Genomic DNA, 22,610 nt, shown 5'->3' with positions numbered 1-22,610 from the left:
CTTATTTTTTATCTTTATTCATGGTTTGTTCAAATAGTTTGGCTTCTTTTAGAAAAGCATAAAACGCGTTAATCATACTATTTACGAAACCACGCCAACCATTTAAGAAACTACGACGAATAAAATAAGACTTCATGAAAGTCACAGGCATTACCAAAACCAATTTTGCAACGCTTGGAGACTTTCCTTTTTGGTATTTCTCTAGTGCTTTGAGGTTGGAATATTGATTATTTTTTTCGACTTTAACGAAAATGCTCGACTCGCCATAATGATAGATATCATGTTGAGCACGCTGAGATTCACCTTCTACAATCACATTTTCATGGACTTTATTGGCAAGGTCGTAACGCCCTTTAGACTTGCGAAAAAAGCGCACCTTTGCATGTTTTTTAGTATGTTTGCTGTTGGGAACACCTAAAAAAACATCATTAATCGGTGTGATTAAAGCATCAAGCTTGTTCTGCTGAATGGTCTCAACAATTTCTTGTTTTAACTCGTTAGATAAGACTTCATCACCATCTAAATTGAGTACCCAATCATTTCGGCATTTTGCTAAAGCCAAACTTTTTTGCCCAGCATAACCTTGCCAATCTTGATGAGAGATTTGCGTATTTTCAAAACGCTGTGCAATTTCATAAGTATTATCAGTACTGCCAGAGTCTAAAATAATAACTTCATCAAATTCACTAACGCTTTGCAAAGTTCGCTCTAACCAAGCACCACAATTTAAAGTGACAATATAGACACTACATGGAATTTTATTCATAACTTATAACGTCCTTTAGCAAGGGCGATACGCATCTGTAAAGCATTCATGGCACCATGCGTGCTGACACGTGGAATATTAAATTGATTAACAGCTTCATAGGCTTCGATTTTTTTACGAGTCGATACAGCGTTTTTAAAGCCAATCTCTTGAGCCATTTTCTGGTGCTTTTCGTTAAATCGACCAAATGGATAAGCAAAGCTCGGGCACTTTCCAACTAATGCTTCAACATCTTGTTTAGACTGAAGCATTTCTTCGTAAGCCGTTTGATCGTCAAGCTTAAGTAAGTTCACATGGTGTTGCGTGTGCGCACCAAATTCAATCAAACTAGAATTCGCCATTTCATGAATTTGATCATGAGTGAGCTTTTCGATTCCTTCAATTTGAGTTGCCAAATAAATGGTTGCTTTTGCATTATATTTTTTAAGTAATGGATAGGCATAAAGATAATTATCCATAAAGCCATCATCAAAACTTAAAGCAACGACATTTTTTTGATTACGATATTGTTCAAGCTCAGAGACAAAACAAAAAGTAGTTCCCTTACGTGTCAACAACTGTAAGAGTTGTTCAAACTTTTCAGGCGGCATGTTCATACCAGAGGCTGCATCTTTAGGTGTAACCTGATGCAACATCACAATGCGTGGTAGTTTGTTCGAACGGAACGGAAGCCAGAAAGTATAATTACCCAGCACATATAACAGTGCAGCAAGTACTAATAGGCCTACCGCAACGTACAAAAACCACATCATGCATAAACCTCATGTGACCATTCATAATCTTCTGAAAGGGGCTGCTTAAATGTCACTTCAACCATAAATTGGGTGATGCGTTTAGCATTGAAAGACCTACGTGTTTTCTCCCAACCCTCTTTCGCTATTTTTTCAGCCTGATCTGGGTTTTGATCAAAGAACTGGATCTTCTTGGCCAAGTCAAACTGATCATCAAAATAAACCACTTCCTGTTCAGTATAGAGCTTCTCAAAGCCTGGAATTCTTGGGCTAAAAGTGAGTAAACCATTACCAGTTAGCTGCACAATACGGTCAGAACTATACAGAGTTACATCATTACGGCGTGAGTAATTAAGTCCCATTTTTGTTTCAGATAGAACTTTATAATAAGCTTTACCGTAAACACCCGGTTGCTCAAAACAACCATAATATTGATAGTTCACATGGCCTTGTTGCAACGCATCTGCTAAGTCCTTTAAAAACTTCTCACGCTCAGGTTCTTTATAGACCACGCCACAAAAAATAAAGGTTTTATCCGTATTCACATTTGAAAATTGCTGTAGTGTTTCTACATTACGGTGACCCACATTTGGCAGATAGGCTACGCTTAAATGCGGCTGTTTTAATTTTTGTAGATATTCGCCACCGGTTGTACAGAAAATAGCATCTAAATATGGCGAGAATGCTTTAACAAAGTCGAGTTTGCTTTCAAGATAAAGCGGGTCAACATACCAAAATGCAATTTTAGTATTTGGGTAAGATTCTTTAATTTGTCTTAAAACATCTGGACTCATTAAGTCACTATGCCCAATCAGCACTAGATCAGGTTCAATATTATTAACGACCTTTAGAACTTCTTTATTAGCCCAATTGGCACCCAGTTTTTTTGTTTTAAAAATGGTTCCCATACGAGCCATGTCACGAAAACTAAAATCATAAACGAAATGGCCATTTTCAATTAATCCGGCAGAAATTTTACGGTCTGTGCAGTAAAAATGGGCGCCTTGTTTATTAAAGCCAAAATTCGCAATATGCAATATTTTCATTTATTTACTCAAAATAAAAAATTTAATTTTTCGCTAAAAGATATGTTGCCACACGGTCTGCTTCTTTAAAAGCATAAGGTTGTGGTAACTGTACAACACAAGTCTGCTGTGAAATTAATTTTGATTCTAACATTTGATCAACTGAGTGGGTAATCCGGTCATCTTTCAACCGGTCCATTGCCATTACACCGACTCGACAACCTGCGGTAAGCGCCTCAAAAATCATAGACACGCTGTCTTCTGTTACCCAAACTGCTTCTGCTTTTTGCATTTCTTCAAAAATCCAGCCTTGAGGTGTTTGATCAACTGGAAATATTTGTAAATGCCCAGCAAAGCTTTGCTGTCTTAAAATATCGATAAATTCTGCTGGTGTACGGCGTGAAGTTGTCAAAATAATCTCAGCGGCTGGATTATTCTCAACAATTTTTTCAACACTGCTTAATACTTTGTTTTGGTTCCATTGATGTCGTTTAGATGAACCACCTAAAGCAATTAAAATTCGGTCTTTTTGATGGCGGTTTTCATTACGAATTGGATTTAATGCCCCACGTGTGACAATCACATGGCTATCAGCATGAATACCGTCATGTTCTGGAATAACAGCATAATCAAAGCAAACCACAGGTAAGTTAGGTTTCATCAATATAATAGTTTTGGCTTTTCTAAAAATTTTGCCGAGTAACCAGACACGAAAGTGTGTGTGGCTTCCCACGCCAAATATAAAATCAGGTGTTTTTTTTAATAACGATTTTTTTGAAGAGAAAAGCGCCTGAATTAAAGAAATAATTGGCAAATCAGAAATAAGGATCTCTTCAAAAGTTGTTTCTGGCTGTTGTCTTTGCATTGCCTGAAACAAGCCTAATGCTTGTGAACGGTGCCCTGCCTTACCATCAGAGACATAGACAATATGCATAAAAGCTCCCGAAGCCAAAAATAAAAAGGCGAAACTTATGTTCGCCTTTTTATGTTAACGGATTAACTTATTTTACGTAAGTTAACCAGTGTTCATATTTCGGATTTCTACCTTGAACTGCATCAAAGTAAGTCTTTTGAATTTCAGTAGTAATTGGGCCACGGCCACCTGTACCAATTGGACGGTCATCGTATTCACGAATTGGCGTTACTTCCGCAGCAGTACCTGTGAAGAATGCTTCATCTGCAATGTAGAATTCATCACGTGTAATACGACGCTCAACAACTTGATAACCAAGATCTTTAGCAATCGTCATTACTGTTTGACGTGTAATACCATCAAGCGCACCACCAGCGATATCTGGAGTGTGTAAAACGCCATCTTTAATTAAGAATACGTTTTCACCAGAACCTTGGCACACATAACCTTGTGGATCCATTAACATTGCTTCGTCGTAACCAGAATGTGCAACTTCTTGATGAGCAAGAATTGACAACGTGTAGTTACCAGATGCTTTTGCTTTACACATCGTCACGTTTGGATGATGGTGAGTAAATGATGAAGTTTTAACGCGAATACCATTCGCCATTGCTTCATCACCAAGGTATGCACCCCACGCCCATGCTGCAACTGCGGCATGAATCGTGTTATTTGTTGCAGCAATACCAAGTTTTTCTGAACCGATCCAGATTAATGGACGTAAATAGCAAGAAGCTAATTTATTTTCACGAACAACATCGATTTGTGCTTGTTCAAGCGTGGCTTGATCATACGGCACTTTCATTTGATAAATTTTTGCTGAATTTAACAAACGTTTTGTGTGGTCTTGAAGACGGAAAATGGCAGTACCTTTAGGCGTTTCATAAGCACGAACACCCTCAAATACGCCCATACTGTAGTGTAATGTATGGGTTAAAACGTGAATCTTTGCATCACGCCAATCAATTAATTTTCCATCTTGCCAAATAAAACCATCACGATCAGCCAAATTCATGGAACACTCCAAATTGTTATAAAATCATTCACTATCCAACTCAACCGAAGCGGTTGGGTCTATTAATCTTTGCCATAAATTGCAAACGACCGCACGGGTACTACGCCAGTCCGCTGCGCTGACTTGCATGGATTGATTTGCAAGGGCTAAGCGGTGGCTTTCGGCACGTTCACTAAGATAGGCTCGAATTAATGCTGTGGCATCTTCACTGGATAAGCAGTCTGCTTTAGCAGCATCTTCTAATATTCTTACATTATCAGAATAATGGGCGAGATCGGGTTTCGTCCCGCTCCATGCAAGTACAGCATACTGTGCCATAAATTCGATATCGACGATACCACCTGCGTCCTGTTTTAAATGAAAAATACCATGTTTTTTTTGTTCAGAAGACGAACCTAGGTGGTCTTTCATTTTCTGACGCATTTTCAACACTTCCTCACGAACATAAGCCTCATCTCTAGATTGAGTCAATATCTCGCGTCGAAATATTTCAAATTTCTGGCAAAGTACCTCGTCACCTGCAATAGAGCGGGCACGTACTAATGCCTGATGCTCCCAAAGCCATGCACTTTTCAACTGATAGTGTTCATAGGCCTTGAGACTTGTCACCAATAAACCGGCCTCACCTGAAGGTCTTAACCGCGTATCAATTTCATAGACACGACCATCTAGGGTTTGAGTGGTCATGAGTGACATAAACTTTTGAGCGACACGCATCGCAAACTCAAAGCCACTAATTGACTTGGTTCCATCCGTATCTGCTTGTTCATCTAGATAATGAATAAAGACAAGGTCCAAGTCAGAACCATAGCCAAGCTCAATCCCACCCACTTTGCCATAACCAATAACAGCAAATGCTTTGTAGTCAAGTGAGCAACGTTTTCCATCAACATCACATGGATAACCATGACGCTTTGCTACGGTCTGATAAGCCAAGTGAAGTGTTGCATTCACACTAACTTCAGCAATATCGGTTAATGCATCGGACACTTTCATTAGCGGGCTTTCAGCTAACACATCACTTGCCGCAACAGTGAGTACATTGCTCTTTTTAAACAGTCGAAGTGCTCGCATTTGGTCTTCAACTTGATCAATTTCAATGCGGAGCAATTGCTGACGTAATGAGTCTTCTAAGTCCCTACGCTTTGGCAACTCAAAGCCCATCGATAGAAACTCATCAAGCAGTACTGGATATTGCGTTAGCTCTTCACAAATCCACGGACTTACGGTCGCCATTTTAACTAAGCGTTGCAATGCGCCTTTACTTTCAATCAACATCACTAAGTACACGGTTCGGCGCATAACTGATTCAATCAGCGGCATTAAGCGCAAAAGTGCAGTTTGAGGTTGTTCAGATTGTAAGATTACTTCAATTAAATGAGGCCAGAATGTTTTTAAACGCTGGACAGCATTTGAAGGTAATTTTTTGAGTGCGTGACCGTGCCAGAATTCATGAATTAGATTTTTCGCATTATCATCCAACACTTCATCTAACTGCTGTTCTAACTGTCCAAAGTTTTCAGTTGCAGCATTTGAACTTGTATCTTCAATGAGCTGCTTAAATTGAACTTTAACTTTTTGACGTTTCTCGTTAAGAACATCAATAAATTCATCCCAACTCGTAAAACCTAAGGTATCTATAATGCGTTGCCTTAGCTCCACTTCTTCTGGCAATAGCTGAGTTTGTTGGTCATTGAGGGCTTGAATTGCGTGTTCAACACGCCGTAAAAACAGGTAAGCATCCTCAAGTTCAAAAACAGCTTGTCTTTCTAACAAACCTGCTTCACCAATGTGCTCAAGGCTAACTAAACACTGACGGTCTTGAAGCTCACGTTTAGAGCCGCCGTAAATAAGCTGGAAGACTTGAACAATAAACTCAATTTCGCGAATACCGCCTGCTCCGAGTTTAATATCATCCTCAATATGACGACGTAAAACTTCACGCTCAATCATCGCTTTCATGTCACGCATCGCGGCAAAAGCGGTGTAGTCGACATAACGACGGAATACAAAAGGACGTGTCATTTCCAACAAGTCTTGTCCTTCTTTACCTCCCGTCACAACACGCGCTTTAATCCACGCATAACGCTCCCACTCACGACCATGCTGACTTAAATATTTTTCTAAAGCTGCGTGACTAATTGCTAATGCCGAGCCATCTCCCCAAGGACGTAAGCGCATGTCAACCCGAAACACAAAACCATCTGCGGTAATGTGCTCAAGTAAATAAATGAGTTTTTGTCCCCACAAAATACAGAACTGCTGTACATCAATACATTTGCGGCCATTGGTTTCGCCTTGCTCATCAAAGGCAAAAATTAAATCGATATCACTCGACAAGTTAAGCTCTTGAGCACCAAGTTTACCCATGGCAACCACAATCAAGTCTTGGACTTTGCCAGAATAACTTAACGGTTCCCCATGTTTCGCCACAAGTGCTAGACGCGCAAAATCCTTTGCTGCACAAATACTGGCATCGGCAAAATCAGAAAGTTCGCGAGTAAGTGTGACAACATCGGTAAGCTGATTGGCATCCTGCCAGATCCAGCGGAACATTAATCGACTACGTAAAATACGCAATCCACGCATCCAAAGCGTTTCATCACCAATTCCATCTAATGTGGTTTGTACAAATTGATAAATCTGTTCGGTCGAGAGCGGTGCAGCAAATTGATCTATTTGATAATCTTGTTCTAAAACAGCTTGATGCAAACCTAAAACTTGTTCTGCGTACTGACTAGCACGCAATGTTTTTTGTAACTGCTCCGCATTCATATAAAAAGCTCTTTTCCTCGTACTCTGTTTTTAGTTATAGCAGTTCGAGTAGTGGTAGGAAAAGGGATTAGACTAATTTTGCTTCCGATGAAGAGTGATGTTCGGTAAGCGCCTCATGACTTTCTTGAGCCGAAGGTAATAAAACTTTAAATGTCGTTCCTACACCCTCTTTGGAGCTAACATCAATTTTACCCTGATTAATTTCGACAAAACGCTTACAAAGGCTCAAACCTAAGCCCGCACCTTTTTCACCTGCGGTTCCTTTAAAGCTGGCTGTAATACGTGGATGGAACAAATTTGTCATTTGTTTTTCGGTCATGCCTAAACCAGTGTCTCGCACGGTTATTTCTATATTTTTGTCAGCTTGCCTAGCTTCAATAAAGACTTTTCCGGATCCATCAATATCGGTAAATTTCAGCGCATTTGACACCAAGTTTTGAATTACAGAGGTCATCATATTGATATCGGCATAGATATTTAAATCATCTGGAACATCATTGACTAGTTCAATATTTTTTTTCAACGCTAAAGTACGCAAAACATCACAAACAATATTGCTGACTTGTCTAAGTTTAAAGTTAATTGGGTGATAAACAAAACGCCCACCCTCTGCCATCGCCCATGTTAGTAAACTTTCAAGCAAGTTATAGGTCGATTGTGAGGTGTCATATAAATAATCTGCAATATTTTGAATACTAGATTCATCTAACGTTTCACGTTCTTTGGCCAGTACTTCAGAAAATCCGAGCAACCCATGAAACGGCGCTCGTAAGTCATGTGAAATAATCGAGAAAAATTTAGTTTTACTTGAGTTAATCGCAACTTGTTGTTCATAGAGTTCGTTTAACTCTTCATAGTTAAACTTCAATTCGACTTGCTGCATAAAAGTAGAACAGTAATCGAGCAGCAATTGAATATCGTCATCTTCAAATGTAGCTGCATCATCATCAAAAAAGACAGCAAAGCCCATAGACGTTTTATCAGGATGTAAAAGATGCACTGCCAATGCCCTGCTGCACTCGATGTTTAGTTCTTTTAAATAGTTGGTTAAGTTTTGATAAGAAGGATGTGAGTGATTAATGATCTGTTGTTTAGCAAAGCACTGTTTTAAATGTTTCGAAGGTTTAAACGAGATTGCCGTCATGCCCTCTGGGCAACGATGCCAAAAGTAAGGTTCCTGATTAAAAGTCAATAAGGCTTTTTTACAATTTAAAAGACGCAGACTAAACCGGAAAAATTGCTCAATGTAGTTCTGCTCGGCGTTTAATCCGAGTAACAGAGATATCCTACAAGCACTTAACTGCTCAACCTGATTTAGTTCTAAACGCTGGAATGTCATTGCCCGCCTCACAGATTTTGTCGTTTTTGGTCGGAACCGCTCTTAAAAAATGTACTTATAATCATTATGATCTACTACAAACTTTAACACAGTACATTAAAAGAGCAACGTTCTTTTCAAAATAGAAATGTGAAGTTTCAATTAAAGGTTTTCAGATACATAAAGTGGGTATGCTTGAGGAAAATACAACAAATGTTTGAAGGTAAAGAGTTGTAAGATGTTAGAAATGCGAGTTCAGAATCATACTAAAAAAGAGAAAACTCATTTTTAAATTTTTAATAATTACAACTTAAACAACTCTAAATTCAACCTAAAGACTTTAGCCGCTCTTCCCTTACCGAATGTGAAGAATGTGGAAATGATATTCCCGTTGAGCGTCAGCGCTATGGTTCTGTAACTCTTTGTGTTGAGTGTAAAAATACACAATAAAAAACTTTCACATCGTTATCGTTAATTATTTTAGTTCAACATGTCAAAACAGTTTTCACATTTTAAGTCACAGGTTTTCAAGAAATTAGCAGGATTAAATTTAGCAGATAAAACAAAACCCCAAAAATTCGTGGTCCTTGAGGTTTCTGTATTCAACCCTTACCCAACAAGGATTAAATCATGCCTGAAATTATATCATCAATTGTAAAAAGTATAGAGAGTGCTATGGAAAAATATGGTTTTTGGAGAGTAGCTTTTCTTATTTTAATTATATTCTTCATCTGGAAATTGCCCGACCTTGTACAAGCATTTCGATGGTGGTGAGCTATGTGGTTATATCCAATATTAATAGGTACTATTTTTGGTTCGATCTTAAGCAGTTTAATTATTTTGCACTATTTATATTTAATATAGCCTTATTAAAAAGGCTATATTAAATAATGAAAACTATTAGAAGATTATTGAATCATTTCTATCGTTATTGGCTTTTGATTAATTGTCGCCTTCGATAGATCTATATTATCACCATATTTCAATGTTCTTTGAATCATTAAATTATCAGACTTAGGTGGAACTTCAGATGGTATTCCTTCTAAACTCGCTACAGGCTTACCATTTTCAATTGATAAAATCATCGTGTTTTCTTGAATACCATTAATTTGACTAAGTGAATTAATTTCTTGGCCTAATTTTTCTATATCCTTATCTTTGAGTTGATTATTTTCCAGATACATTAGCATTTGATTAGATACCTGAATCCCATTAAAACTAGGTTTCCCTCCAACCCTTACAGCAATTGGATAAATATCACTAATCAAGGTACACAATTGCTTTTTACCTAAATCAAACATGCTTATTTTTTTACAGATCTCTTCAATCTCTTCTTTAAACCTTTGATCGCAGATTGCTCTTCTATCTTCTTTTTCATTATCCTTTTTACAAATTTCTTTTCCGTAATTTTCCCCTCCTTTTAAGCACTTAGAATAACAATTATCATGATTGGCACATGCTTGTCTGATATCAATTCCAAGTATTTGGTCAGGTACAAATTTTTCATTTGCTCCTGATCCGCAGCCATTATTAAAGTCTTTATAAGTAGCACCTACTTCTTCAGCATAAGCTGGTGCTGTCATAAATACCGCTAGCAAAGTACAAAACCAAAGTCGCTTCATAGAACATCCCCTTTAGTAGAAGCCACCAACAATTTTTTTTAGATTAATTTTATTTTCTAAATATATTTATCTTTACCTAGTAATAATAATCTTGTGTTCTCCAATTAAAAAATGGAGTTGTTCTATTACAAGTTAGACATGTCATAGATTGTGTCATATTTAATTCCCAATCTCCGGCAAGAGTTTGCTGTTTAAACTTTAAAGTATCATCGAAAGTTTGAAACGTGTCCTTAGTACCACATGCAGTACACTCAACATGAGTTAATCCATCTTTAATAATCATTACAATTTTATGCTTCATAATTAGTTCTCCAAAACCTTCACAAAATCATCTTCAGTCAAAATACGGATATTTGCACCATCCTTCTGCCATTTCAAAGCCTGTTCAAACTTACGCCCATAGCTCATATGTACCCAATGAGGGTTCCCTTTATTACAAATCACTAAATAATCAACTTTCTTAGTGAGACTATCTGTGAAAATACCTCCTTTGGCTTCAATAGCTTCCTTCCATTCAGCCTTTGTATATTGTCCAGATGCGCCAGTCAGACAAATTGTTTTCCCTATAATTTCAATATTTCCATGATAGAAATCAGGATTTTTATTATCTTTAGAGCTAGATACTCTAACTTGAGGTAAACCAAAATTATTAATTTGAATATATTTGGCTAATGTTAAACGGAGTACTTCTTTTGTATCACCACTTACCTGATTTAAAATTCGTACAGGATTCAAAACAAGGATTATTTCCTCATAAATAGGATCATCTTTCAGATAATCATGACGATCCAACCACGCATTTAAAGCCAAAACTTCGTCATCTGTGTAAACACTATCACATGCCAGACCAGCTAATACGCCATGTAATCTTTGAATATCACAAGTATGTTCTTTAAAGTACTTTGAGTTTTTAAATAAATCTAAATGTGCTTGAACTTCTTGGTGATTCGCTAATAAGAACTGCGGGTCTTCAGCTGCTTTAAGCAAAACCTGATAAAGCGGTTCAAAATGAGGTACTGTTACAGCTTCTGGATATTGTTCTACCCATTTAATTAAGGCTTCAATTTCCTGTAAACGCACACGACCATCTAAAAATAAGCCCTCAAAAAACCTAAAAACAAATTCCCTAATTTACTTTGTTTCGCATTGAAATTTATACGATTTAAATCAACTTCCATGATGTCACCAATCTCATTTTATTATTAAAGTAAAGTTGGTTACATAGTATCCAAGATACTAATAACAATCTATATTTTTCTTAATTTTTAAGAGTTTATGCTTGTATCTTTAGCCTAATTATCCTTTTAAATTCTTAATAGCTTCTGTTGTGGCCTTAACCATTTCAGTAGTACTTTTCATTTGGTCTGAGATTAAATTGCTCATGTCTTTATGAGCAGTCCCATCAATTTCTCGACCAAAGTACTTAAGTGCAAGTTCTCTTCGTACACTGGCTGCTTCTTCTGTAGGAACGCTTTCCATAAAACTTGGGTAAGCTTGTAGCTCAACTTGGGTTTGATAGTTTTGATCAGCCAACCTTTGATAGTGTGAGGATTGCTTTATAAAATAGCTAATTAGTGTAATTCCTAATAATAAAATTGAAATTTTAAGAACCCAATATGAAAACTCATCAATTCCAAACTTTTCAGTTAATAATTTCTTACTTAAAAATGTTAAAATTGCTATTATTATGACTATGGGAACTGAGCGATAAAAATATTTTCTATATTTTTTCTCAAGCTTTTTATACTTAGCAACTGCAATATCATAAATATTTTCAGTCATTAAATTATCTAAAATATTTTTAGACCTTCTAAACCCAAGAATCTCCTTATTAACCTCTACAATTTTCCCTTTAAAATTATCAAACAAAATATCATCAAACAAAAGTCGTAGAGAGCTGTATCTTTGTGTTAATGAGGTTAAACCAGCAATTTCGCTAAAATAAAAATCATAATCAGCCTTTAGAACATCATCCAAATAAAATAAGTCTTTGACTTTATCCTGCTTTATTTTTTCAACATCTTTCCTACTTGCATTAGATAAAAGCCCACTAATATTTTCATTAAGAAATAATATAAATTCTTTTTCATTTAAATTATTAAATGTTGATAGGGATAAGTCTTTAAATTCATCTATTGCATTTAATAAATCATTTCCCCTTGCTTCAGACTGAATATAATTAATATAACTATTTTGTCTAAATTCATTAATTTTACTCCTTAAATTATTACTTAATTTGTTAAAATCTTCTAATCCCTCTTCTATTTTCTGATTCATTTTCAAATCACTCGCACATCAATTTATTATAAAGTCTTGACGCACAATAGTATCTAAGCTTTTCTAAACTTTCTACAATAAAAATTAAGCCAACAAAAAACCCCTAAGCCGTTAACTTAGGGGTTTTCGTAGAATCTTACGATTCTGAATATGGTCCCGAGGGTCGGACTCGAACCGACACGTCATCTCTGACAGCGGATTTTGAGTCCGCCGCGTCTACCAATTTCACCACCTCGGGAGAGGAAGTATGTTTGTGTTGCGTATATTAGCGCGTTTGTAAAACTTGTCAAACCCTAAGTGAATATTATCGTTCACTTTTAGATCACTTAAACATTTTTCATGATTTAAGCCATAAGCACAGCCATAAAAAAGCTAAAAAGTTTATACTAGGCCCAATTTTTGCGGTGTTTTTTTCTAAATATGCAACTGTCTGACTTTTCCTTTGAATTACCTGATGAACTTATTGCCCGTTACCCTCTTGAATCACGTAGTGCTTCACGATTGTTACACCTAGACTCAAAGGGTCAATATCACGATCACATGTTCACAGACATTATCGACCTGTTCGAAGAAGGTGATCTGTTAGTGCTCAATGACACTAAAGTCATGAAGGCGCGACTTAAAGGAAAACGCTCTACAGGCGGTGCTATCGAGATTTTGGTTGAGCGCATGCTGAATCACACCACAGCGTATTGCCATATTAAATCGAGCAACTCGCCTAAAGCAGGTGCTGAGCTTTATGTCGGTGCAGATAACATTCCTGTGATTGTACGTGGTCGTCACGAAAATTTATTTGTGGTTGAGTTTTCACAGCCAATTTTGCCTGTCCTTGAACAATATGGTCAGTTACCTATTCCGCCTTACTTTAACCGTGAAGCAGAAGAAATTGACACTGAACGCTATCAAACGGTTTTCCATAACCCAGAAAAAATTGCCAGTGTTGCAGCACCTACTGCAAGCTTACATTTTGATGAAACACTTTTAGAAAAATTAGAACAAAAAAATGTTCAAAAAACTTTTGTGACTTTACACGTGGGAGCTGGCACGTTTATGCCAGTCCGCACTGATGACATTACCAACCATATCATGCACAGTGAATGGTGTGATGTACCTCAAGAAACCATCGATTTAATTTTGGAGACTAAAGCACGCGGCAATAAAGTGATTGCGGTTGGTACAACAGCAACACGTGCTTTAGAAAGTGCAGCTCAAGCTCATGGCGGTAAAATCGCGGCTTGGACTGGTGACACGCAAATCTTTATCTATCCAGGCTATGAGTTCTGCATTGTAGATCGTTTAATTACTAACTTCCATTTGCCAGAGTCTACTCTGCTCATGTTGGTATCAGCGCTTTCAAATCGAGACAATATTTTAGCTGCTTATGAACATGCAGTTAAAAGCCGCTATCGTTTCTTTAGCTATGGCGATGCAATGCTGGTTGATAAATTAGAAGTTTAAAAACCAAGGCGGGGTTAAATCTTACAAGTTGATTCGAGGTTTAACCCAGCTCAAATTTTTACAATAAAAATAATGAGTTTAGCTTTATGAGTTGAAAAAAATTATCGATGAAAATCAAGCATCAATTTTTAAAGATAAATTCCAAATTTAAAAATATTTGGTCTTTATCTCTTTCAATTTAAAAGATAATCTAGAAATAGCTCTTTATGATAATGAACTCATTACTTCCATGCCAATCGATACTGTACAAGAAGCTCTTCATATAAGACGTAAGAAAAATACACAGGTTTTTCGTAATATTGCTCGACTTTGGGATGCTGGACAAAATTCTCATTCAGCCCAAGATCTTTTAGATGCTTTACATCCATGGCGTGAAGATCACAACCTTCGCTTTTTTAATGTGCTCCCCTATTTACTCACCATTTGCAGCATCACAATATTGGCCTTTGGCTATTTTCTTCATCCACATATTCAATATATTTGGAGCTTTTTAGGCGCCTTTTTAACAGGATTTCTGGCTTATTTACTCTATCAATCTCAAGAACCATTAACGCAAGTTATCCGTTATCTAGAACAACGTATGGTGATTTTGCGTTACGGTTTACAGTTTCAACAGTTACCAGTTTATCTTCCCATTCATGCTCAGCCAGTTTTAGTTCTGAGTAAATTAAAACAACACTTCCCGCTGTTTAACCGAGGGACTGAGTCTAACGAAATTACTCAATTTGCTTCGACGACATGGAACGATGGAGTAACCGATCATCAAGTCTTGCTGTTTCAATATCATTACGTTAATGAAATCCCTATTATTCAAGATCAAAATAGCGATAAAAAAATTATAAAAGAAATTCATAAAGATTTATGGGGCGCTTTTATATTTCAAATACCAGCTTTGGGTATTGCTGTTAGCAATCAACGTTCTCGTTTTTTTACTCCCTACAGCAGTAAATGGCAAAGTAGCGATATTTTAATTAACCAAGAACTTAATATTTTTGGGGTTAATCAACACCAGTTAGCCAAAGAAGTCAGCCCGAGCTTAACTTTAAAATTAAATGATTTTTTTCAGCACTTTAAAGGTGATTTAATTTATCATCACGAAGAACAAATTTTGTGTTATCTGGGGGAACAAAATCTTTTTCAGACCACCAGTAAGCAAAGTGAAATTCATGATGTTTCAGCATTGCGTGGGCACTTGCGTACCATGACCATGCCGCAATATGAAAAATTTCAGCAATTAATGTTGAATTTAATTAAATAAATCTCTCGTATTACTTGATTGTCATCTCATTAAAAAATGAGAAGTTAAAAAGTAAACTGAGGGAATAACAATAAGGAACTGACCATGACTGGTTTATTTATTTTCTTGGGGATTTTTGTTGTACTGATTGTCTGGGGCGTTCACATCCGTAATACCATCGTACGTTATTTTAATGCGACTAAACGTGCTTGGGCTGAGGTTGCCAATTTCGAACGTCAAAAAGTAAAGACTTTAGAAGCGCTTGAGACAACACTTAATCAATATACTCATTTTGAAAAATCGACATTAGAAAAAGTCACTGAATTACGTCAGCAAATTCTTAATTTAAATGTGAATAACACTGATATTTCTCAGCTCCAACAAATCGAGAAAATGAGCAAAGAACTGATTCGTAGCTTAAATGTTGTTGTTGAAAACTACCCTGAGCTTAAAGCCGATTCACTCTATAGCAAGATGATGGATGATATTCAGGAACAAAACGAAAATGTGGGTGCTGCGATTAGCATTTTTAATCGTAATGTCGAGTTGTTCAACAATCAGATTGAAGTATTCCCTAACAATCTCATCAATACATTAACTTTATCCAAGAAAGCGATTCGTCCTTTTAAGGATAGTCTTGTTAGTGAAAATTTTGACTATAAACCTAATTTTTAATAGGAAAAAAATAGGCCCTAACCTGTCGAAAATTTTATCTATTTTATAGCCAGCTACATTTAGTAGTAGAACTACATCGCAGAATCAAGGAAAATAGCTCTCTTTTTAGCAGCGAACTGTTTCTTCGCCTCTGCTCGTGTTCAGGATTTTTAGATGAAGTTTGAAAAATTAGGTCAGTCGGGGCGCGCCCGTCGTGGTCGTTTAACTTTAGAGCATGGTGTTGTTGAAACACCAGTTTTTATGCCAGTGGGGACTTACGGCACAGTCAAAGGTATGCTACCGCGTGATATCGAAGACATTCAGGCACAAATTATTTTAGGAAATACCTTCCATTTATATTTGCGTCCGGGTCTTGAAGTGATTAAAGAACACGGCGGTTTGCATAACTTTATTAAATGGGATAAGCCAATTTTGACTGACTCTGGCGGTTTCCAGGTTTTTAGTCTTGGCGCAATGCGCAAAATCAAAGAGGAAGGTGTTACTTTCCGCTCGCCGATTGATGGTTCAAAAGTGTTTTTATCGCCTGAAATTTCTATGGAAATTCAGCAGGTATTGAACTCTGACATCGTCATGATTTTTGATGAATGTACACCATATCCTGCAACGCATGAAGAAGCACAAAAATCATTGCAGCTTTCTTTACGCTGGGCAAAACGTTGTAAAACTCATCATCATGATGAACTCAAAAATAAGAATGCGTTATTTGGCATTATTCAAGGCGGTATGTATGAAGACTTACGTGATGAGTCTTTAAATGGCCTTCTTGAAATTGGCTTTGATGGTTATGCGATTGGCGGCTTATCTGTAGGTGAGCCTAAAGAAGAGATGATCAAAGTTTTAGATTATCTACCAAGCAAAATGCCACAAGACAAACCGCGTTACTTGATGGGCGTTGGTAAACCAGAAGATATCGTTGAAGCGGTGCGCCGTGGTGTCGATATGTTCGACTGTGTAATGCCAACCCGTAATGCGCGAAACGGTCATTATTTTGTCACTGATGGTCTGGTACGTATTCGTAATAGTAAATATCGTCATGATCAGAGTCCGCTCGATCCACATTGCGATTGCTACACATGTAAAAACTTTACCCGTGCTTATCTATTCCATCTTGAAAAATGTGGAGAGATGTTAGCGTCTATGCTCGGTACCATTCATAACTTACGTTATTACCAACGTTTAACTGAAGGTATGCGTGATGCATTAGAGAATGGCACATTTGATGAATTTGTTGAGGACTTTTATGCCCGTCGTGGTTTAGAAGTTCCACCATGTCCGATTGATGAATAAGCCCGATTTGCGCTCAACCTCAAGACAAGGTAAATTGCAAAACGAATTAGGATTATGTCAGGTATCTGACTCATATTTTTAACTTTAGGAAATCAAAATGAGCTTTTTAATTTCTGCTGCACATGCAGCACCGGCAGCTAGCCCAACTACAGGTATTTTGCCAAACATCTTGATGATTGTTGTATTCGTTGCAATCTTTTATTTCTTAATTTGGCGCCCTCAAGCAAAGCGTGCTAAAGAGCACCGTTCTTTAATCGAAAGCTTAGGTGTAGGTAGTGAAGTTGTGTTCGCTGGTGGTTTAATGGGCAAAGTGACCAAAATTGAAGGTGACTATGCAGTTGTTGAACTTAGCCGTGGTGTAGAAGTAAAAATTCAGCGTGCCAGCGTAATTTCAGTATTACCTGAAGGCACTCTAAATAACCTTTAATCATAAAACAGTCGTGCTTTAGCACGACTTTTTCATTTAAGAAGAAAGCGAATGCGTTACCCTGCATGGAAATATTTACTGATTCTGGTTGTTCTGGTAGTCAGTACATTATACGCACTGCCAAGTCTATATCCGGATGAGCCCGCCGTTCAAATTTCCGGTGCCAAAGCTGGTACCCAAATTGATCAAAGTGTGGTGCAAAAAGCAGAGCAAATTTTAAAAACAGCAAATATTGCAAGTCACGATAATACTTTTACAAATAATGCTGCCCTCTTGCGTGTCAGCTCTTCTGAAGCACAGTTGAAAGCAAAAGAAGTATTACGCCGTGACTTAGGTGATCAATATGTTGTCGCCCTAAACCTTGCACCAACCACACCGGAATGGCTGCAAAAGATTGGCGCAAAACCAATGAAACTTGGTTTGGACTTACGTGGTGGTGTCCACTTCTTGCTTGAAGTAGATATGGACAAAGCCGTTGCCCAGCGTATGGAAACCTCTGCCACCGATTTGCGTCGTCAGTTCCGTGAAAACAAAATCAAATTTAATAGTCTTGCATTAACAAACAATGTAATCACTGTTCAATTTGCTGACAATGCTGACCGTGATGCAGCAATGGATTTTTTACGTCGTAATGGGAATGAATATACTCAACAGGCATTAGCAAGCTCTACAGGTTCTACTTTAAAGCTTACTTATACAGATGTACGTCGTCAGGAAATCCAGTCATATGCGGTAAACCAAAACTTAACAACATTACGTAATCGTATTAACGAACTTGGTGTTGCAGAAGCATTGGTACAAAGTCAGGGTAGCAACCGTATTGTTGTTGAATTACCAGGTGTGCAAGATACAGCTGAAGCTAAACGTGTTTTAGGCCGTACTGCAAACCTCGAATTCCGTTTAGTTTCTGACTCAAATGATCAATATATTGACTCATATACAGGTAAATATAATGGTCAACCTTTACCTCCGGGCACAGAAGTTTTTGCTTATGAGTCTTTAGATAGCGGTCGTCAACTTTTGTTGCAACGTAACCGTATCTTAACTGGTGAGCGTGTTCAAAATGCAAGTTCTGGCTTTAGCCAAGACTCTGGTGGTGCCGAGGTAAATATTACCCTCGACAGTGCTGGCGGTAAGCTTATGTCCGATGCAACTCGTAATGCTGTTGGTAAACGCATGGCGGTATTGTTCATCGAAAATAAGCAAAAAATTACTTATGTCACAGATCCTAAAACTGGTGCACAAACAGAAGTTCGTACTCCATACACTGAATCTGTAGTTATTAATGCTGCAACAGTTCAAGCCGTTTTAGGTTCAACTTTCCGTATTACCGGTTTAAGTTCTCCTCAAGAAGCATCAGAACTTGCATTAATGCTACGTGCAGGTGCTTTGGCAGCGCCAATGTACTTTGTTGAAGAACGTGTGGTTGGTCCAAGTCTTGGTCAAGAAAATATTGATAAAGGCGTATTATCAACTCAAATCGGCTTCTTGCTTGTTGCAATCTGGATGGTGGTTTTCTTCCGTGTATTCGGTTTAATCGCGAACTTTGCACTTGTTGTTAACTTGGCAATGATTTTAACAGTCATGTCATGGATTGGAGCTTCCCTCACCTTACCGGGTATTGCGGGTATCGTTATTACCATTGGTATGGCTGTCGATGCGAACGTACTGATATGTGAGCGTATTCGAGAAGAAATGCTCTGGGGAGCCTCGCCCAAACAGGCCATTGTGGCCGGTTATGATCGAGCCTATAACACGATTTTTGACTCGAACTTAACAACGTTCCTTGTTGCTTTCATTTTGTTTGCAATTGGCACAGGTCCGATCAAAGGTTTCGCCGTAACGTTAATGATTGGTATCGTATGTTCGATGTTTACTGCAATTACAGTGACTCGCGCAATTGTACAAATCATTTATGGTAAACGCCGTAATTTGAAAAAGTTGAGCATTTAAGGAGATCGATGATGACTAAAGTGACTCAACAAGATTCAAAACAATATGGACGTCCGGATGATGCAAAAATCATCCCGTTCATGAAGATTGCTAAACCTGCGGCAATCTTCTCGATCCTGATTACGCTAGCGAGTATTTTCTTTATTGCGACTAAAGGTCTTAACTTAGGTTTGGACTTTACAGGTGGTGTTTCAGCTGAGCTTAACTATGCTCAACCAGCCAATCAGTCAGAAGTTATTCAAGCACTTGACAAAGCTGGTTTTAAAGATGCTGTAGTACAGACACTTGGTAGTAATAAAGACTTACTTGTCCGCATGCCAGTACAAGAAGTTAAGGTTGAAGACCTTACAAATGCCATCACCAAGGCTGTACAGTTGCCAAATAATACCGCAGAAGTTCATAAAGTAGACTCTGTAGGTGGTCAAGTAGGTAACGAGCTTTATGTTCGCTCTGCTGGTGCTGTTGCGCTTGCTCTTATTTTAATGTTGATTTACGTGACGATCCGTTTCGAGTTTAAACTCGCGATGGGTGCCGTGATGTCTTTATTCCACGACATCATCATTATTATTGGTGCTTTTGCATTATTCCAGTGGCCGTTTGACCTTACAGTTTTAGCTGCGGTACTTGCTGTTATTGGCTTCTCGCTTAACGATAACATTGTAGTGTCAGACCGTATCCGTGAAAATTTCCGTAAAATTCGCGGTGCGACTCCTCGTGAAATCGTCGATATTGCTTTAACCGAAACTTTACGTCGTACCATTCATACATCAATGACCTTATTGCTAGTCGTTCTAGCAATGATGTTCTTAGGTGGTGATGGCTTACACTGGTTCGCTGTGGCAATGTTTGTTGGTGTTTTTGTAGGTACTTACTCTTCAATTTATATCGGTACAGCTTTTGCCTTATGGCGTGGTCTTAATCGTCAGGACTTCATCGTTCAGGTTAAACCTGAATTTGAAGATGACATTCCTTAAGTTAGATAAAGTAAGACATATAAAAAAACCGCGATTAATTCGCGGTTTTTTTATTTAAAACATATATCATTTACGGCGCAATGCATCCGAAATTGCTTCAACCAACTGTTGAGAAATTTCTTGCTTAGATGCTTTCTCTAACTCACGTTTTTTCATGTGATAGTTTTCAGCAAAGAAAACCGTCATCGCATTTTCATCAGAAGCAAAACCAATATCTGCACGTGATACATCATTGCATGCAATCATATCTAGTTTTTTAGCGACCAGCTTTCCTGCCGCATATTCTTCAACATTTTGTGTTTCAGCTGCAAAGCCCACCATAAATGGGCGTTTTTCCTGACCCGCAATGGTTGCCACAATATCCGGATTTTTTACAAGGGAAACATTCAACTCATCCCCTGCCTTCTTAATTTTATGCTCGGCAACTTCTGCTACGCGATAGTCAGCGACTGCGGCGGTTGCAATGAAGATATCACAGCCTGTTTCTAACGAGTCCATACTGATATCTAACATCTGTCTTGCAGAGGCAACATTTACACGTTTTACACCATTCGGTGTATCCAAACTTACAGGCCCAGCAATCAAAGTCACTTGTGCACCAGCAGCGTAACAAGCAGCAGCTAAAGCAAATCCCATTTTACCAGTACTGTGGTTCGAGATATAACGAACAGGATCAATCGCTTCACGCGTTGGCCCAGCGGTAATAACAACTCGCTTACCTGCCAACAACCCAAATTTTTCAGCAATTGCACGTTGAGCCTGATGGAAATACCCAGCGACTTGCCTTGCAATTTCTTCTGGCTCTGGCATACGTCCTAACCCGACATCTCCACACGCTTGCTCACCCGCGTCTGGCATAATTACATGTACGCCATCTTCAACCAGAGTTTGTAAATTTCGCTGAGTTGCTTTAGCAGCCCACATTTGCTGGTTCATGGCTGGAGCTACCCAGACAGGAGATTTTGTTGCCAAAAACACAGTGCTGAGTAAGTCATCTGCTAAACCATTCGCAAATTTAGCCAATGTGTCACAGCTTGCAGGTGCGACCAGTAACAAATCAGCCCAACGCGCTAATTCAATATGTCCCATACCTGCTTCAGCCGCAGGGTCTAGAAGTTCAGTATGAACAGGATTACCAGAAAGAGCCTGAAAAGTTAGTGGTGTAATAAATGCCTGAGCACCATGTGTCATCACCACTCGCACATCAAAGCCATAATCTTTGAGACGGCGGACTAAGATGGCACTTTTATAGGCAGCAATTCCGCCAGTAACAGCTAAAACAATGTTTTTATGAGGAATAACACTTAGATCAAAGCTCACGAACAGGATACCTTACTGTTGCAGTGGCGCTCACAATAGCATTAAATACGCGCAGACCCAAGATTGATTGGGCAAACAAAATAAAATTTTAAGCGAATTATGCTGGGGAATATGAATACTTCTATTAAAAATTGGCCCGAACAAGAGCGGCCAAGAGAACGGTTATTGCAACAAGGCCCTCAAAGTCTCTCTGATGCGGAGCTATTGGCGATTTTTCTTCGCTCAGGTTCAAGGCAACATTCAGCAGTCGAATTATCACGTTTACTCATTCAACGCTTTGGTAGCCTAAATGCAGTGTTTGATTCATCGTTAAGTGAATTAACTCAATTTAATGGAATTGGAGCAACGAAATACTCTCAATTACTGGCAGTTAAAGAACTTGGACGGCGTTATCTCGATCATCATTTCCACAAGAATAATCTTAGTCTTCACTCTTCTGATTTAGTTTTAGATTATTTATGCTATGAATTAAAAGGTGAAAAACAAGAAGTCTTTGCCGTGCTGTGTCTAGATCCAGAATTAAGAAAGCTTCATTTTAAAAAGCTATTTTTTGGTTCAATGCAGCATTGTGCGGTCTCGGTCAATCAAACTTTACGATACGCCTTACAACAACATGCTTGCCAACTCGTTATTGCACACAATCATCCATTTGGTTCAGCGCAGCCTTCTGCCGAAGATATTACCTTAACTCAGCAACTCGAACATGCCTGCCAACTTGTTGAAATACGGCTCCTAGATCATTTTATTATCTCCCCGGAAGGAAGCTTTTCATTTGCTGAACAACAACTGCTCAACCCCGCAACAATATCAGTTCAATAATATTGACAAAGCTTAACT

At 38.1% G+C, this 22,610-nt stretch carries 19 protein-coding genes, 1 tRNA gene and 1 pseudogene; 9 read left to right on the top strand and 12 right to left on the bottom strand.

Translation table 11 applies throughout. The features are described from left to right. Nucleotide 1: 1 nt before the first annotated feature. From F968_RS00220 to F968_RS00190, 7 genes are all read right to left on the bottom strand, one after another. Entirely contained in the window at nt 2–766 is a 765-nt protein-coding gene (locus F968_RS00220; protein ID WP_004789101.1) for a glycosyltransferase family 2 protein, read from the bottom strand. Then, nucleotides 763–1,518, bottom strand: a complete 756-nt coding sequence (locus tag F968_RS00215; RefSeq protein ID WP_004789099.1) for a polysaccharide deacetylase family protein — start codon at nt 1,516–1,518, stop codon at nt 763–765. The genes F968_RS00220 and F968_RS00215 overlap by 4 nt, the downstream gene beginning before the upstream one ends. Further along, entirely contained in the window at nt 1,515–2,543 is a 1,029-nt protein-coding gene (locus F968_RS00210) for a glycosyltransferase family protein (RefSeq protein ID WP_004789097.1), read from the bottom strand. The genes F968_RS00215 and F968_RS00210 overlap by 4 nt, the downstream gene beginning before the upstream one ends. A 22-nt stretch (nt 2,544–2,565) precedes the next feature. Continuing rightward, complete coding sequence (locus F968_RS00205) at nt 2,566–3,456, bottom strand: mitochondrial fission ELM1 family protein (protein WP_004789094.1); 891 nt, start codon at nt 3,454–3,456, stop codon at nt 2,566–2,568. A 67-nt stretch (nt 3,457–3,523) separates the two neighbouring features. Next, on the bottom strand, nt 3,524–4,450 hold the full coding sequence (locus F968_RS00200; RefSeq protein WP_004789093.1) for a branched-chain amino acid transaminase: 927 nt from the start codon (nt 4,448–4,450) through the stop codon (nt 3,524–3,526). A gap of 24 nt (nt 4,451–4,474) precedes the next feature. Further along, a complete protein-coding gene (gene glnE / locus F968_RS00195) occupies nt 4,475–7,225 on the bottom strand; it encodes a bifunctional [glutamate--ammonia ligase]-adenylyl-L-tyrosine phosphorylase/[glutamate--ammonia-ligase] adenylyltransferase (RefSeq protein ID WP_004789092.1) in 2,751 nt (916 codons plus the stop codon). A gap of 67 nt (nt 7,226–7,292) precedes the next feature. Continuing rightward, the gene (locus tag F968_RS00190) at nt 7,293–8,564 is read right to left on the bottom strand and encodes a sensor histidine kinase (protein WP_004789091.1); all 1,272 of its coding nucleotides are present in this window, start codon (nt 8,562–8,564) and stop codon (nt 7,293–7,295) included. Between the two features lie 303 nt (nt 8,565–8,867). On the opposite strand from F968_RS00190, the pseudogene F968_RS19470 reads away from it, so the two are divergent. Then, nucleotides 8,868–9,018: pseudogene (locus F968_RS19470) on the top strand (TraR/DksA C4-type zinc finger protein). 433 nt (nt 9,019–9,451) lie between these two features. Here the strand turns inward: F968_RS19470 and F968_RS00185 are convergent. The 4 genes from F968_RS00185 to F968_RS00165 all read right to left on the bottom strand — a co-directional run bounded on the left by F968_RS00185 (nt 9,452) and on the right by F968_RS00165 (nt 12,680). Beyond that, complete coding sequence (locus F968_RS00185; RefSeq protein ID WP_004789090.1) at nt 9,452–10,165, bottom strand: hypothetical protein; 714 nt, start codon at nt 10,163–10,165, stop codon at nt 9,452–9,454. Between the two features lie 303 nt (nt 10,166–10,468). After that, nucleotides 10,469–11,245, bottom strand: coding sequence for a BRCT domain-containing protein (locus tag F968_RS00175; protein WP_004789087.1), 777 nt, complete (start codon nt 11,243–11,245; stop codon nt 10,469–10,471). A 216-nt stretch (nt 11,246–11,461) separates the two neighbouring features. Beyond that, nucleotides 11,462–12,442, bottom strand: coding sequence for a hypothetical protein (locus F968_RS20510; RefSeq protein WP_004789086.1), 981 nt, complete (start codon nt 12,440–12,442; stop codon nt 11,462–11,464). A 151-nt stretch (nt 12,443–12,593) separates the two neighbouring features. Continuing rightward, nucleotides 12,594–12,680: transfer RNA gene (locus F968_RS00165), tRNA-Leu, on the bottom strand. A gap of 182 nt (nt 12,681–12,862) precedes the next feature. On the opposite strand from F968_RS00165, the gene queA reads away from it, so the two are divergent. The 7 genes from queA (at nt 12,863) to secF (ending at nt 20,453) form a co-directional block, all read left to right on the top strand. Further along, nucleotides 12,863–13,900: a tRNA preQ1(34) S-adenosylmethionine ribosyltransferase-isomerase QueA gene (gene queA / locus F968_RS00160; RefSeq protein WP_004789084.1), complete on the top strand. Its 1,038-nt coding sequence runs from the start codon at nt 12,863–12,865 to the stop codon at nt 13,898–13,900. 229 nt (nt 13,901–14,129) lie between these two features. Further along, nucleotides 14,130–15,158 (top strand): hypothetical protein, encoded by a 1,029-nt coding sequence (locus F968_RS00155; RefSeq protein WP_004789083.1) that lies wholly within the window; start codon nt 14,130–14,132, stop codon nt 15,156–15,158. Between the two features lie 84 nt (nt 15,159–15,242). Next, a complete protein-coding gene (locus tag F968_RS00150; protein ID WP_004789082.1) occupies nt 15,243–15,812 on the top strand; it encodes a LemA family protein in 570 nt (189 codons plus the stop codon). A gap of 153 nt (nt 15,813–15,965) precedes the next feature. Further along, the gene (tgt, locus tag F968_RS00145; RefSeq protein ID WP_004789081.1) at nt 15,966–17,099 is read left to right on the top strand and encodes a tRNA guanosine(34) transglycosylase Tgt; all 1,134 of its coding nucleotides are present in this window, start codon (nt 15,966–15,968) and stop codon (nt 17,097–17,099) included. 97 nt (nt 17,100–17,196) lie between these two features. Beyond that, nucleotides 17,197–17,526, top strand: coding sequence for a preprotein translocase subunit YajC (gene yajC / locus F968_RS00140; protein ID WP_004789080.1), 330 nt, complete (start codon nt 17,197–17,199; stop codon nt 17,524–17,526). A 51-nt stretch (nt 17,527–17,577) separates the two neighbouring features. Beyond that, on the top strand, nt 17,578–19,479 hold the full coding sequence (gene secD / locus F968_RS00135) for a protein translocase subunit SecD (protein ID WP_004789079.1): 1,902 nt from the start codon (nt 17,578–17,580) through the stop codon (nt 19,477–19,479). An 8-nt stretch (nt 19,480–19,487) separates the two neighbouring features. After that, on the top strand, nt 19,488–20,453 hold the full coding sequence (secF, locus tag F968_RS00130) for a protein translocase subunit SecF (protein WP_081399420.1): 966 nt from the start codon (nt 19,488–19,490) through the stop codon (nt 20,451–20,453). A gap of 66 nt (nt 20,454–20,519) precedes the next feature. On the opposite strand, the gene coaBC is transcribed toward secF, so the two are convergent. Further along, nucleotides 20,520–21,773 (bottom strand): bifunctional phosphopantothenoylcysteine decarboxylase/phosphopantothenate--cysteine ligase CoaBC, encoded by a 1,254-nt coding sequence (gene coaBC, locus F968_RS00125; RefSeq protein WP_004789077.1) that lies wholly within the window; start codon nt 21,771–21,773, stop codon nt 20,520–20,522. A 99-nt stretch (nt 21,774–21,872) separates the two neighbouring features. Between coaBC and radC the strand changes: the two genes are divergently transcribed. Then, entirely contained in the window at nt 21,873–22,592 is a 720-nt protein-coding gene (radC, locus tag F968_RS00120; protein WP_081399419.1) for a RadC family protein, read from the top strand. The last annotated feature ends 18 nt before the right edge of the window (nt 22,593–22,610 follow it).

It is taken from the genome of Acinetobacter sp. NIPH 817, assembly GCF_000368405.1.
Classification (GTDB): Bacteria; Pseudomonadota; Gammaproteobacteria; order Pseudomonadales; family Moraxellaceae; genus Acinetobacter.
Note: the sequence above shows the minus strand (reverse complement) of the source record. Positions and strands in the feature narration are given on the sequence as shown.

Coding starts and splice junctions, on each gene's coding strand:
- F968_RS00220 (WP_004789101.1), bottom strand. CDS start 766: ATGAATAAAATTCCATGTAGTGTCTATATTGTCACTTTAAATTGTGGT.
- F968_RS00215 (WP_004789099.1), bottom strand. CDS start 1,518: ATGATGTGGTTTTTGTACGTTGCGGTAGGCCTATTAGTACTTGCTGCA.
- F968_RS00210 (WP_004789097.1), bottom strand. CDS start 2,543: ATGAAAATATTGCATATTGCGAATTTTGGCTTTAATAAACAAGGCGCC.
- F968_RS00205 (WP_004789094.1), bottom strand. CDS start 3,456: ATGCATATTGTCTATGTCTCTGATGGTAAGGCAGGGCACCGTTCACAA.
- F968_RS00200 (WP_004789093.1), bottom strand. CDS start 4,450: ATGAATTTGGCTGATCGTGATGGTTTTATTTGGCAAGATGGAAAATTA.
- glnE (WP_004789092.1), bottom strand. CDS start 7,225: ATGAATGCGGAGCAGTTACAAAAAACATTGCGTGCTAGTCAGTACGCA.
- F968_RS00190 (WP_004789091.1), bottom strand. CDS start 8,564: ATGACATTCCAGCGTTTAGAACTAAATCAGGTTGAGCAGTTAAGTGCT.
- F968_RS00185 (WP_004789090.1), bottom strand. CDS start 10,165: ATGAAGCGACTTTGGTTTTGTACTTTGCTAGCGGTATTTATGACAGCA.
- F968_RS20510 (WP_004789086.1), bottom strand. CDS start 12,442: ATGAATCAGAAAATAGAAGAGGGATTAGAAGATTTTAACAAATTAAGT.
- queA (WP_004789084.1), top strand. CDS start 12,863: ATGCAACTGTCTGACTTTTCCTTTGAATTACCTGATGAACTTATTGCC.
- F968_RS00155 (WP_004789083.1), top strand. CDS start 14,130: ATGCCAATCGATACTGTACAAGAAGCTCTTCATATAAGACGTAAGAAA.
- F968_RS00150 (WP_004789082.1), top strand. CDS start 15,243: ATGACTGGTTTATTTATTTTCTTGGGGATTTTTGTTGTACTGATTGTC.
- tgt (WP_004789081.1), top strand. CDS start 15,966: ATGAAGTTTGAAAAATTAGGTCAGTCGGGGCGCGCCCGTCGTGGTCGT.
- yajC (WP_004789080.1), top strand. CDS start 17,197: ATGAGCTTTTTAATTTCTGCTGCACATGCAGCACCGGCAGCTAGCCCA.
- secD (WP_004789079.1), top strand. CDS start 17,578: ATGCGTTACCCTGCATGGAAATATTTACTGATTCTGGTTGTTCTGGTA.
- secF (WP_081399420.1), top strand. CDS start 19,488: ATGATGACTAAAGTGACTCAACAAGATTCAAAACAATATGGACGTCCG.
- radC (WP_081399419.1), top strand. CDS start 21,873: ATGCTGGGGAATATGAATACTTCTATTAAAAATTGGCCCGAACAAGAG.